Source organism: Streptomyces sp. NPDC002156 (assembly GCF_053593675.1).
In genome coordinates this window covers 19,487-32,132 of record NZ_JBSFDA010000073.1, presented here as the reverse complement: position 1 = coordinate 32,132, position 12,646 = coordinate 19,487, and the positions used below count along the sequence as shown (strand labels likewise).

Here is a 12,646-nt window from a genome sequence, read left to right as displayed (position 1 = left end):
AATCCAGGACCAGGAGGCGAGATGACGCACAGGGCGTTGATCACCGGCATCGGCGACAGGGAACCGAAAGTGGACGAGGGTGCCTTCGTGGCACCCACGTCCACGGTGATCGGGGACGTGACCCTGGAGGCGGGCGCGAGCGTCTGGTACGGCGCGGTGCTGCGCGGCGACGTCGAGCGAATCTCGGTCGGCGCCGACAGCAACATCCAGGACAACTGCACCCTGCACGCCGACCCGGGCTTCCCGGTCACCATCGGCGAACGCGTCTCCGTGGGCCACAACGCGGTCGTCCACGGCGCGACGGTCGAGGACGACTGCCTCATCGGCATGGGCGCAACAGTCCTGAACGGCGCGGTGATCGGCACAGGCTCCCTGGTGGCAGCCCAGGCCCTGGTCCCCCAGGGCATGCAGATCCCACCGGGTTCACTGGTGGCAGGCGTACCAGCAAAGGTACGCAGGCAACTGACGGAGGAGGAGCAACAGGGAGTCACCCTGAACGGCACCCACTACGCCCACCTCGCCAAGGCCCACAAAAAAACCCACGAGTAGAGCACCCACCCAGGGGCGCGGGGAACTGCGCGACAAGCCACGAACGGCCCGCGCCCAAACTCACTCAGAAGCCCCCACGGCGCTCTCCACTTCGGCTTCCCGCGGAGCACCCATCTTCTTCGCCTTGCGCTTCAGCACCAGCATCGACGTAAGCCCAAAGACCACAGCCAGGACCAACCCCAGCCAAGAGAACCGCTTCAACCACGACTCGGCGACAACCCCGACGTAGTAGATGACGGCGGTAGTCCCACCCGCCCAAACGATCCCACCCAGCACATTGGCGATCAGGAACTTCCAGTACGGCATCCGCAGCACCCCCGCGAGGGGCCCCGCGAAGATCCGCAGCAAGGCAACGAACCGCCCGAAGAAGACGGCCCACATACCCCACTTCTCAAAGGACCGTTCAGCCGTGGCGATGTGCCCCTCCCCGAAGTGCCGGGGGAACTTCCCACCCAGCCACGCCAGCAACGGCCGACCACCCTTGCGACCGATCGCATAGCCGATCGAGTCACCGATGATCGCACCGGCGCTGGCGCACGCTCCGAGAACGAACGGATCGATCTCACCATGCTGGGAGGCGAGCAGCGCGGCGGAGACCAGAATGATCTCGCCCGGCAGCGGAATGCCCAGACTCTCCAGCCCGATGACCACTCCCACCAGCGCGTAGATACTGACCGCCGGGATCGTCTCCAGCCACTCCTGCACGTGCAACGCCGGTGTCCTTCCGATCTCGCCGTACGTCTGGTAGGCCCGAAGCCTACCGGGTCACGGTGACACCGAAGACGTCTCCGCGTCCCACAGATCGCACTGGTGTTCCCGCCCGACATCGCCACTCAGGACGTTCCCGCCCGCCGAACCCGTCCGCAGCGAGAGCACCACGCCGGGGTGACCCGGCATCGCCGGCTGCCCCTCCGCACGCGGAACACCACCCCTCAGGAAAGACCCCCAGTACTGGACCATCTGCCGCGACAGCACCCGCTGCTCGGCGTCCAGCGGCGACTCCAGACCGAAGTGCTTGAAGAGGTACTGCACCTCGTTCACATGGGTCGCCCCGAAGTCGAAGTCCGTACCCAGGTTCCGCAGCGAGGCGAACGGCGGCGAGGTCCGGTCGGCGAACTCGTACGTGTAGACCGGGCCGCGCTTTGCGAGCACCCTGTCGAGCCGCAGCGCGGGGCAGGCGAACAGTCCGTCGCCCTGTGCGGTGCCGTAGGCGATGCTCGGCGAGGGGTGGGCCGACAGCGGGTAGCGCTCCAGGGCACGGTCGCCGAAGGCGGCCCGCATGACCGTGGGGTACCGCTCGGCGGTGAGCGGGGTGCCGTTCGCGTCGAAGGCGGCGAAGGCGAACATCCTGCCCTCGTCCCGGTTGGCACCGTTGAGCACCGGCACCCGTGCGGCAGCCCCGTTCGCGAACGCCTCGAAGGGCTGCGTCGGCAGGAAGGCCCCGCCGGTCACCGGGGCCCAGTCGAAACCGCCCTGCGCGGCCAGGATCTCGGCGGCGGACTTGGAACGGAGGCAGCCGAGAGCGTCGGCGCCGGTGCAGCCGAGCCTCTCGGCGAAGGCCGCGCCCTGTGCGGTCGCCGACGTGTGCGGACGTGCCGAGCAGTCGTTGTACGCGCCGCTCTGCACGATCCCCGCCCGGTACAGGCCCGTTGAGGTCGGCGAGGCCAGCTGCGTGCACACCGAACGGCCGCCGGCGGACTCGCCGGCGATGGTCACCCGGCCCGGATCGCCCCCGAAACGGCCGATGTTGGCCCGTACCCAGCGCAGGGCCGCCTGCTGGTCGAGCATGCCGAAGTTGCCGGAGACCCCGTCGCGGGCCTCGCCGTCGAGGGCGTCCGTGGCCAGGAACCCCATCGCTCCGAGGCGGTAGTTGACGGTCACGACGACCGCGCCGGTACGCCGGGCGAAGGTGTCCGGCACGACGTCCTCACCGGCGCCCGCGGTGAGCCCGCCGCCGTGCAGCCAGACCAGCACGGGAGTACGTACGGCGCCTGGTGGGACGTACACATTGAGGTCGAGGCAGTCCTCGGTGTGGCTCGGCTGCTCGTAGCCGGGGTCCCAACTCGACGTCTGTACGCACCTGTTGCCGAACTCCCCGGCCGTACGCACCCCTTGCCACGGTTCGACCGCCCGCGGGGCCCGCCAGCGGAGCGCGCCGACCGGCGGCTCGGCGTAGGGGATGCCGAGGAACTGCCGCCCCTCGGCGGTGACTTCACCTCGTACCCAGCCCGCGTCGGTACGCACGAGGGTGCCGCCCTGCGCGGCCTGCGCCGCCGGAACGGGGGCCACAAGCAGGGCGGCGACGGCCAGAAGCCCGACCGCCAGCCGGCGCAGCCCGCGACCACCTCCGCCCCGTTCCCGTTCCCGTTCGCCCCGGTGATCGATGTCGGTCATGGGCCGTCGCTCCTTCTGTGGGGGAAGGTGATCGCGCCGGGGAACCTAGGACCGACAGTGACTCGTGTCAATCACTTGGGCCCAGGAGTGACCCGACAGCCCCCGTGATCGAGCCGACCGTCTGCACGACCGCGACGACGACCGGCTCCACCGCGTCCAGCGGCTGCGGCTGTGCGGCCGTCGCCGGGGCGGGGTCCGGGGCGGGCTCGTCGCAGCAGTCGTCCACGACGTAGCGGGTCTCGAACTGCTCGCCGGAGGTGGCCTCGGGCGAAGGTGTGGGGGTGGGGGTTGGTGCGGGCGACCCGGCCGGTCCCGAACTCCCGTTCCCGGCATCGGACTCCGGCCCCTGCTGCCCGGACCCCCCGCCCTTCGAACCCTTGTCGTCCTTGCTGTCCTTGCCGTCCTTCGCCCCGTCGCTCTTCTTGCTGGAGTCGTCGGACACGGACGACTCGGAGTCGAGCGTCCAGGTCTCCCCCGCCGCCCCGGTCCTCGTCCTGACGACGACGTCCGCGCCGGCGCGGAGCGAGACGGGCGCGACGACCAGTTCCTCGCGCCAGCGGGGCAGCAGTTCGCCCTGGACGGTGAGGTCGTAGCGGACCTCGTCCGCGTCCGCCGCGTCGGAGCCGACGCAGCCCTTGAGAGCTACGTCCCCGTCGGCGGCGTGCGAGTCGAGGCACAGGCTGGGGTCGGCGAGGCTGCGCAGGAGGCCGTCGTACTCGTACGACCACTGCTGGGTCGCGGCGGACGAGCACACGGCCAGCCGGGTGCCGGCGCCGGCCACGACCCGGCCGCCCCGGATGTCCAGGCACAGGCCCGTGGCGACATGGCGCAGCCTGCCGCGTTCGGCCATGCCGGGGTAGGCGGCGGCGGTGGCCGAGGGTGTGTCACCGCTCGGCGACTGGGAGTCCCGCTCCCGGGCGGTGGGGTCCGGGGAGGCAGAGCCCGGGTCGGCCGAGTAGCCGCTCGCCGCGCCCCAGGTGGCCATCGGCACCGTGTTCTCGTCCGACCAGTTCCGGGCGGTGAGCACGGTCGCGAGCAGCGCGAGGGACAGGGCACCGACCCCGACGGCCACGGCCCGCGTGCGCCGCCTCGGGAGGCCGAACCGCTCGTCGGGCAGCGGGAGATGGGCCATGAGGCGATGGCGGCCACCGCCGCCGGGACGCCCGCTGCCCCGGCCGGACCGCTTGCGGGGGAAGGCGCCCGGGCCACCGCGGCCCGGCCGGGAGTCGAGATAGCGGCGGGCTCCCCAGCCGAGCACGGCTTCGGCGAGCAGGGTGCCGAGTTCGCCCTCGAAATGGCTGAGTTGCTCGGCCGCGTGCCGGCAGTGACGGCACGCCACCAGATGCTGTTCGACATCGGGCAGCAGGCCGCCGCCGCGTCGGATCGGGACGTCGAGGAGACGGTTGTAGAAGCGGCATTCCTTCGTCGGCGCGAGTTCGCGATGCGCGTGTACAAGAGCGGTCCTGAATTGCTCGCGTGCCTGCTCCAGCGCTGTCGAAGCGCTTCCGGAGTCGACCCCCAGCAGACCGGCCGGTACGGAAATGGGCTCGGCCTCGACCTCGGTGTGCCAGAGGAGGCACTGGGCCGCTCTCGGCAGGACACCGAATGACCGCTCGGTGAGTTGCCGCTTTTCGGATGTCCGGGCTCTCGCCGCGCGTAGACCACGCGCGCCGGTGGTTTTGCGGAGTTCCGGGAGCAGCACCGAAATTCCGTCCTCGGCGGACCACTCGCGGACCGTTTCCCGTACCGCCACGAGGAGTTGGGGCCGCACGGCCTGATTCGACTCGCTGCGCTCCAGCCGCCCGAGCACCCGGTGAAAGGCCGAGGTGGCCGCCATGGTGGCGAGGTCCCCCTCGGCCGCGAGGCAGATGGCCGCGTAGTCGTACGTCGCCTGCCAGTGCCGTGCCAGGAGCAGCGCGACGGCGTACGCGCTCTCGCCCTCCGCCCGCCCGCGCAGTCGCGCGGCGAGGTTCATGTCGGATTCCCCGGGGCTCGCGCCAGGACGAGGCGGGTAGGGCGGGCGCGGTGGGTGAGGGGATTGCACAGAACCAATTCCTTCCAAGCCGCAGGACGGCGCGAGCGAATTGCACATCCACCGGAAAGCAGGTGCCTGATTGGTTCGTACCTACGACTCGTCACCTGTGGGACTGGGGTCGACCGGCACGTAATCCCGAGCGGGGAAAAGGGGGTCTGACCTCCGCCCCCGCGCGAGGAGGCTCACACTCGCACACCCGTCTCACAGGAAACAAGGAGTTCGAGTGACCGAAGTTCAAAACGAAGAGAATTCAGATGTGTTACCACCGGTATCCGCACCGGCTTTCGAAATCGAACCCGGATGAGCACCAAGTTGTGTGCATGAGCGCCCCGATGGCACACACAATCTTCAACTTCGGGCCCGGTCAGGGGTGTAGGCCGCCGAAGCCGACCTGTGAACGACTCAGGGCAGGCCCACAGGATGCTCCCACCGTTCTTTCGGGGGTTTCTCATCCCCGTGCGCCAGCATGAGCCGCATGATCGTCCCCCACACCTCACCCAGGACCGTCCGCAAGGCGGTCGTCCCGGCCGCCGGTCTCGGCACCCGCTTCCTCCCCGCGACGAAGGCGACGCCGAAGGAGATGCTGCCGGTAGTCGACAAGCCCGCCATCCAGTACGTCGTCGAGGAGGCCGCCGCGGCCGGACTGGACGACATCCTGATGGTCACCGGACGCCACAAGCGGGCCATCGAGGACCACTTCGACAACGCGGCGGAACTCGAACAGGCACTGGCCGCGAAGGGCGACACCGTACGGCTTGACGCGGTGCGCGATCCGGCCCGCCTGGCGAACATCCACCACATACGGCAGGGCGACCCGCTGGGCCTCGGCCACGCGGTGCTCTGCGCCCGCAACCACGTGGGCGACCAGCCCTTCGCCGTCCTCCTCGGCGACGACCTGATCGACCCGCGCGAGACCCTGCTCGCCTCGATGCTGGACGTACAGGCCCGGTACGGCGGCAGCGTGGTCGCGCTGATGGAGGTCGACCCGGCGCAGATCCACCTCTACGGCTGCGCGGCCGTGGAGCCGACCGACGAGGACGGGGTCGTACGCGTCACGGGCCTGGTGGAGAAGCCGTCGCCCGAGAACGCGCCGAGCCGGTACGCCGTCATCGGCCGCTATGTCCTGGACCCGGCCGTCTTCGGAGTCCTGGAGCGCACCCCGCCCGGCCGGGGCGGCGAGATCCAACTGACCGACGCCCTCCAGGAGTTGGCCACCGGCGACACGGTCCACGGTGTCGTCTTCGACGGCCTCCGCTACGACACCGGCGACAAGGCGGACTATCTGCGCACTGTCGTCCGCCTGGCCTGCGACCGCCCGGACCTGGGCCCCGAATTCGTGTCCTGGCTCAAGGAGTTCGTGGCGGGGCTCGACGGCGGGAACGAGCGGGTGGCCGACGACGACGGCAGGAACCGGATCGCGGCCTGAGAGGCCGGGGACCGGCTCAGCCGGACCGTGCGACGCGGAAGCCGACGTCGTCGACACGGAAGGTCGGGTGGCTTCGGCGGCGCACCGAGGCCCGGCAGCTCCAGTGCTCGTCGAACCACCCGCCACCGCGCAGCACCCGGTAGGTGCCGTAGACCTCGGGGTCGTAGAGGTCCCAGCACCACTCCCAGACATTGCCCAGCATGTCGTACAGGCCCCACGCGTTGGCCTGCCTGCCGCCCACCGCGCGCAGGCGCCCGTCCGAGTTGCCGCGATGCCAGGCGATGTCGTCGAGCGGGCCGTAGCGGGCGCCGTCCGTACCGGCCCGGCAGGCGTGTTCCCACTCGGCCTCGGTGGGCAGCCGGTATCCGTCGGCCGAGGTGTCCCATGCGACGTCGTCGGCGTCCAGCCGATACGCGGGGGCCAGTCCCTCACTCTCGGAGAGCGCGTTGCAGAACCGGACCGCGTCCAGCCAGGAGACGCTCTCGACGGGCAGTCCGTCGCCCGGCGCGGTGCTCGGCGGGCGGCCGGCGATCCGCTCGTACCGGCTCCGGGTGACCGGACAGGCCGCGAGGCGGTAAGGGGGCAGGTCCACCGGCCAACTGCGCTGTGTGCGCCGGTCGGACAGCGTCACGCGTCCCGGCGGGACGGCGATCATCTCGGCTTCCGGGCTGACGTCCATGAGCGGCCGATCGTATCAACGACCGCCCCACGAACGGCTTCTGATCAGCCGTCAGCTGTTCGGGCGCAGCGTCCAGATGACGGTCATCTCGCCCGTGACGGCGCCGTCCTCGCGCTGGATGGCGACGGTCACCGGGAACTCGGGGCGCTTGCCCTCGTCGAGTTCGGCGACGACCTCGGCGGCGGGGCGGCCGAGGGTCGCGGTGGCCTTGACCGGGCCGAGCGCGATCTTCTTGAACGCGATCTCGGCGGTGACGGGCAGCGGCACGGCCCGGGACAGCTGATCACCGAACGCCGCGAGCACGATCGCGCCACTGGCCGACTCGCCGAGCGTGAACATGGCTCCGGCATGCGGTCCGCCGACATGGTTGCGGTACTCGCCCTGGTCCGGCAGAGCCAGGACGGCCTTCTCCGGGGTGGTCTCCAGGTACTCGAGGTTCAGCGTACGAACCATCGGCACCGTGGCGGTGAGAAGTTCGCCGATCGACATCTGGTCTGCGCTCATGCCCGCATGTTACCCATGAGTAGCCAATTCTGACCAGATACGGCGGGTCGATCCCCGTATCGTTACCGGCCATGTGGCCAGAACAGCAGCCGCCCGGGGGCGAGCAGAACCCGCAGGACCCGCACAGTCCGCAGCACGCGCAGGTCCCGCCGCACAATCCCTACCAGCAGGCGGGCTATCAGCAGCCGAACCCGTACCAGCAGCCCGGATACCAGCAGACCGGGTATCCGCAGCCCAACCCCTATCCCCAGTCCCAGCCCGGATGGGGCGCTCCGGCGCCGATGGGCACTCCGCAGCCGCCGTCGGGCGGGGACGGGGGCGGGAACCGGACGAAGATCACCGCGATCGTCGCGGCCACCGCGGTCGTGATCACGGCCGGGGTGACCGGGTTCCTCGTCCTGGGCGGCGACAAGGACAAAGAGGAGACGGCGAGTTCGGGCGACAAGGGCAGACAGTCGAGCCAGTCGGCCCCCGCCTCGCCATCCACGGACCCCGCCGATTCGGCGTCCGCCTCCGCGTCCGCCTCCGCCCCGGCCTCGGACGACAACCCGCGGGACTCGCAGGCCGAGCAGCCGACCGTCGCCGGCTGGAAGGTGGTCGTGAATCCGAAGTGGGGCACGGCCTTCGACGTACCGGCGGAGTGGGAGGTGAAGTCGCCGGGCACGCTGATCGGCTTCGAGGACACCGACGCCAAGCCCCTCATCACCATGTCGGCGCCCGCGTACTACAAGTCGAAGTGGTGCGTGTCGGACGACGACAAGGACGGCCGTACGTCGGACACCGCGCTGGCGGCCGTGGGCACCAAGGGCGCGAGCGGCGCGAAGAACGCCGACGAGGTCGCGCTGAACCAGGTGCCCTGGTGGGTCTACGGCGGCTACACGCAGCCGGACAGGAAGAGCCTGGTCTTCGACGAGAAGGCGACGCCGTACACGACGAAGTCCGGCATCACGGGCAGCCTCGCGCGGGCCCACTCGAAGAACACACCGCAGACCGGCAAGTGCGCCAGCGACGGCAAGGCCATCACCTTCGGCTTCAAGAACTCGGCCGGCGACTACGTGGCGTGGAGCCTGTACGGCGCCACGGGCGTCACCGGCGAGGTCCCCGAAGAGACGATCATGCAGATCCTGAGCACGGTACGGCTGCACGGGGACCCGACGGGGGCCTGAGGGCGGAGCGGCCACCGGCGACCGGCTGAAACCGGCCGGTCCCGGTCGCGAAGGGTCGGAAAACGGATTGGCAAGTCGGCGGCGGGCCGCGATAGTCGCCCGGTGACCTCCGCCGACTCCCCCGCCATACGCCCGCGGCGCCCCTCCTGGGCCGGCCGCAACTACATCCTGCTGACGGCCTCGGCGGGTGTGACGAACCTCGGCAACAACGGGGCACTGGTCGCCGCCGCGTTCGCCGTACTGGAGGCGGGCGGCGACGCCGGTGACGTGGGGCTGGTGGCGGCGGCACGGACACTGCCGCTGGTCCTGTTCCTGCTGATCGGCGGTGCGGTCGCCGACCGGCTCCCCCGGCATCATGTGATGGTCGCCGCCAACGCCGTCAACTGCCTCTCGCAGGCGGCGTTCGCGGTGCTCGTCCTGGCGGGCGAGCCGCAGCTGTGGCAGATGATGCTCCTGACCGGCCTCGGCGGCACCGCGCACGCGTTCTTCGGCCCGGCGTCCGAGGGCATGCTGCTGTCCTCGGTCGAGGGCGAGCAGGCCGCCCGTGCCTTCGCGGTGTTCCGGATGGCGATGCAGAGCGCGGCGATGGGCGGCGCGGCCCTCGGCGGCGCGATGGTCGCCGTACTGGGGCCCGGCTGGGTCCTCGCGGTGGACGCGGCGGCGTTCGCGGTCGCCGGAGGGCTGCGCTCCTTCCTCGACGTGAGCCACATCCCGGCGCGCGAACCGGGCGGCGGGATGCTCTCCGATCTGCGCGAGGGCTGGCAGGAGTTCTCCGGACGGACGTGGCTGTGGGCGATCGTCGTCCAGTTCGCCGTCGCCAACGCGGTGATCGGTGCCGCCCAGTCGGTCTACGGCCCGCTCGTGGCCCGCGACAGCCTCGGCGGGGCGGGGCCATGGGGGCTGGCGCTGTCCATGTTCGGGGCGGGCACGGTCGCCGGCGCCGTACTGATGATGCGCTGGAAACCACGCCGTCTGCTCCTCGCCGGCACGCTCTGCGTGTTCCCTCTGGCCCTGCCCGCAGCCGCGCTGGCCATCCCGGTCCCGGTGGCCGTGCTCTGCGCGGTGATGTTCGTGACCGGCCTGACGGAGGAGGTGTTCGGCGTGAGCTGGATGACCGCGCTGCACCAGGAGATCCCCGAGGACAAACTCTCCCGTGTCGCCGCGTACGACTGGTTCGGCTCGGTCGCGATGCTCCCCCTCGCCATGGCCCTGGCTGGCCCGGCGGAACACACCTTCGGCCGTACGGCGTCCCTGTGGGGCTGCGCGGTCCTGGTCGTGGTGGTGACGGCGGCAGCCCTGTGCGTACCGGACGTACGGAACCTCACCCGGCGTACGTCGAAGGCCACCCGGGACACGACCCAAGAGGCCCCGGTGAAGGGCGAGTTGGAGAACACCGGCGGCTGATCCGCCCACCGCCCCCGCCCACCGACCGTCAGCCGATACCGAAGGCCCCCTCCGGCGGCTCCGGCGACGGCACCGCGTCCTCGTCCCGCACGGGCGCGGCGCCCCCGATGAACTCCCTCAGCGCGGGCCCGTGTTCGAGCCGGGCCGGAAAGGCGTCGGAGGCGACGCGCCGGGCCAGGGCAGCCGCGTCGAGAGGCCGATGCGCGGCGACGAGCACCGCGTTCCCGAACCGCCGCCCCCGCAGGACACCCGGCTCGGCGATCAGCGCCAACTCCTCGAACACCACCGAAAACGTGGCAAGTTGGGACCGCAGAAAGGCGAAGGGCGCACCATCGGCCAGATTGGCAAGATAGACACCATCCCCGCGCAGCACCCGCTCGGCCTGGTCGGCGTACGCGAGGGAGGTCAGATGCGCCGGAACCCGCGAACCGCCGAACACATCGGCGACAAGCACATCGGCGGAGTCGTCGGGGGCACTTTCGAGCCAGGCCCGGGCATCGTCCGCGTGCAGGACGATCCCCGAGCCGACAGGCAGCGGCAGATGCTCCACAACCAGATCGAGCAGCCCCCGATCGGCCTCGACGACATCCTGCCGGGACCCCGGCCGAGAGGCGGCCACATACCGGGGCAACGTCAACGCACCCCCACCGAGATGCACCACGTCCAACGCCCGCCCCGCCTCCGCGAGGGTGTCCAGCACATGCCCGAGCCGCCGCGCGTACTCGAACTCCAAATACGTCGGCTCATCAAGATCGACATACGACTGAGGAGCCCCATCGACGGTGAGCAACCAGGCCCGCGCGCGATCGACGTCGGGCATGAGCTTGGCGAACCCATGATCGACGGCACGGGCAACAGGAATGGACTCGGTCACATCATCATTGTGCCTGGCTGAAGCGCGCCCCAAAGGGGCGCGGGGAACTGCGCGACCAGCCACAGCGGACCCGCAGTCCCCCACGCACCCAAACAACCACCCTCACTCGACGGCAGTCACAGTCCCCGCCCCCACAGTCCGCCCACCCTCACGAATGGCAAACCCGAGCCCCGCCTCCAAAGGCACCTCCCGCCCCAGCTCAACGGTCACAGCAACCGTCTCCCCAGGCCGAGCGACACCCACAGAACCAAGGTCCACATCCCCCACGACATCCGCCGTACGGATATAGAACTGCGGCCGATACCCGGTCGAGACGGGCGTAGAACGCCCACCCTCCCGCGTGGACAGCACATACACCTGCGCGGAGAACCGCCGTCGAGGCACCACACTGCCGGGCGCCGCAACCACATGCCCCCGACGAACCGCGTCGCGCGGCACCCCACGCAACAGCAGCGCCACACTGTCCCCGGCCTGCGCCTCCTCCATGGGCTTGCCGAACGTCTCCAGCCCCGTCACCACGCTCTCCAGCCCCGCGCCGAGCACTTCGACCCGGTCGCCCACCCGAACCGTGCCCCGCTCGACCGCACCCGTGACCACCGTCCCCCGACCCGTGATGGTGAGCACGTTCTCGACGGGCAACAGGAACGGCGCGTCCAGATACCGCTCGGGAATGGGCACATACGTGTCCACCGCGTCGAGCAGCGCGTCGATCGAGGCAGTCCAACGAGGGTCCCCCTCAAGGGCCTTCAGCCCCGACACCCGTACGACGGGTACCGCGTCGCCGCCGTACCCCTGCGCGGTGAGCAGGTCACGTACCTCCAGCTCGACCAGGTCGGTCAGCTCCTCGTCGCCCGCGTCGGCCTTGTTGAGGGCGACGACGATGTGGTCGACGCCCACCTGCCGGGCCAGCAGGACGTGCTCGGCGGTCTGCGGCATGATCCCGTCGAGCGCGGAGACGACGAGGATCGCCCCGTCGAGCTGCGCGGCCCCGGTGACCATGTTCTTGACGTAGTCGGCGTGACCCGGCATGTCGACGTGCGCGTAGTGGCGGGTGTCGGTCTCGTACTCGACGTGCGCGATGTTGATGGTGATGCCCCGCGCGGCCTCCTCCGGAGCGCGGTCGATCCGGTCGAACGGGACGAACGTGCCGGAGCCGCGCTCGGCGAGCACCTTGGTGATGGCGGCGGTCAGGGTGGTCTTGCCGTGGTCGACGTGGCCCATCGTGCCGATGTTGAGATGCGGTTTCGTGCGGACGTATGCCGTCTTGGACATGGCGGTACCTCGAAGCCTTTGCCTGCGGTACTTCAGTGATGGCCCCGGGCGCGGAGAACGCGGCCGGAACGGGGACCCCGGGGAGGTTCGCCGACCCTCCCCCTGCGGGGTCCGCCGGACGATCCGGGAAGGGTCAGCTTCGGGCGCCGTCGACGGTGGCCACGATGATCGGGACGGCAGCCTTCGGGGCATCCGCGACCGCGGATGCTGCGAGGAGGAAGGCGTACCGGAACATGAGACCGATCATCGCCGACGCGTCACCGCACGTCGAATGGTTTTCTGCCGGTTCTCCGCGAACCAGTGGCGCATGTCACCGGAGTGGCGTTCCCGCAGGGTGTGGGCG

The 12,646-nt window shown here is 70.5% G+C and carries 11 protein-coding genes; 4 read left to right on the top strand and 7 right to left on the bottom strand.

The window, feature by feature from the left end; translation table 11 throughout:
• The first annotated feature begins 21 nt into the window (after window positions 1–21).
• Window positions 22–549, top strand: a complete 528-nt coding sequence (locus tag ACWCRB_RS27040; RefSeq protein ID WP_450998511.1) for a gamma carbonic anhydrase family protein — start codon at window positions 22–24, stop codon at window positions 547–549.
• A gap of 60 nt (window positions 550–609) precedes the next feature.
• Here ACWCRB_RS27040 and ACWCRB_RS27035 read toward each other — a convergent pair whose 3' ends face one another.
• From ACWCRB_RS27035 to ACWCRB_RS27025, 3 genes are all read right to left on the bottom strand, one after another.
• The gene (locus tag ACWCRB_RS27035) at window positions 610–1,260 is read right to left on the bottom strand and encodes a DedA family protein (RefSeq protein ID WP_450998510.1); all 651 of its coding nucleotides are present in this window, start codon (window positions 1,258–1,260) and stop codon (window positions 610–612) included.
• A 54-nt stretch (window positions 1,261–1,314) separates the two neighbouring features.
• The gene (locus ACWCRB_RS27030) at window positions 1,315–2,943 is read right to left on the bottom strand and encodes a carboxylesterase/lipase family protein (RefSeq protein WP_450998509.1); all 1,629 of its coding nucleotides are present in this window, start codon (window positions 2,941–2,943) and stop codon (window positions 1,315–1,317) included.
• 67 nt (window positions 2,944–3,010) lie between these two features.
• On the bottom strand, window positions 3,011–4,918 hold the full coding sequence (locus tag ACWCRB_RS27025) for an RICIN domain-containing protein (RefSeq protein WP_450998508.1): 1,908 nt from the start codon (window positions 4,916–4,918) through the stop codon (window positions 3,011–3,013).
• Window positions 4,919–5,453: 535 nt separating this feature from the next.
• On the opposite strand from ACWCRB_RS27025, the gene galU reads away from it, so the two are divergent.
• Entirely contained in the window at window positions 5,454–6,404 is a 951-nt protein-coding gene (galU, locus tag ACWCRB_RS27020; RefSeq protein WP_450998507.1) for a UTP--glucose-1-phosphate uridylyltransferase GalU, read from the top strand.
• A 16-nt stretch (window positions 6,405–6,420) separates the two neighbouring features.
• Here galU and ACWCRB_RS27015 read toward each other — a convergent pair whose 3' ends face one another.
• Window positions 6,421–7,083, bottom strand: coding sequence for a formylglycine-generating enzyme family protein (locus ACWCRB_RS27015; RefSeq protein ID WP_450998506.1), 663 nt, complete (start codon window positions 7,081–7,083; stop codon window positions 6,421–6,423).
• 51 nt (window positions 7,084–7,134) lie between these two features.
• The gene (locus tag ACWCRB_RS27010) at window positions 7,135–7,572 is read right to left on the bottom strand and encodes a DUF4442 domain-containing protein (RefSeq protein WP_369032640.1); all 438 of its coding nucleotides are present in this window, start codon (window positions 7,570–7,572) and stop codon (window positions 7,135–7,137) included.
• 86 nt (window positions 7,573–7,658) lie between these two features.
• Here ACWCRB_RS27010 and ACWCRB_RS27005 point away from each other — a divergent pair, with 86 nt between their 5' ends.
• Complete coding sequence (locus ACWCRB_RS27005; RefSeq protein WP_450998505.1) at window positions 7,659–8,753, top strand: hypothetical protein; 1,095 nt, start codon at window positions 7,659–7,661, stop codon at window positions 8,751–8,753.
• A 102-nt stretch (window positions 8,754–8,855) separates the two neighbouring features.
• On the top strand, window positions 8,856–10,157 hold the full coding sequence (locus ACWCRB_RS27000) for an MFS transporter (RefSeq protein ID WP_450998504.1): 1,302 nt from the start codon (window positions 8,856–8,858) through the stop codon (window positions 10,155–10,157).
• 28 nt (window positions 10,158–10,185) lie between these two features.
• On the opposite strand, the gene ACWCRB_RS26995 is transcribed toward ACWCRB_RS27000, so the two are convergent.
• Together ACWCRB_RS26995 and tuf are read right to left on the bottom strand one after the other, a co-directional pair.
• On the bottom strand, window positions 10,186–11,031 hold the full coding sequence (locus ACWCRB_RS26995) for a spermidine synthase (RefSeq protein WP_450998503.1): 846 nt from the start codon (window positions 11,029–11,031) through the stop codon (window positions 10,186–10,188).
• Between the two features lie 102 nt (window positions 11,032–11,133).
• A complete protein-coding gene (gene tuf / locus ACWCRB_RS26990; protein WP_450998502.1) occupies window positions 11,134–12,303 on the bottom strand; it encodes an elongation factor Tu in 1,170 nt (389 codons plus the stop codon).
• Window positions 12,304–12,646: the final 343 nt, after the last annotated feature.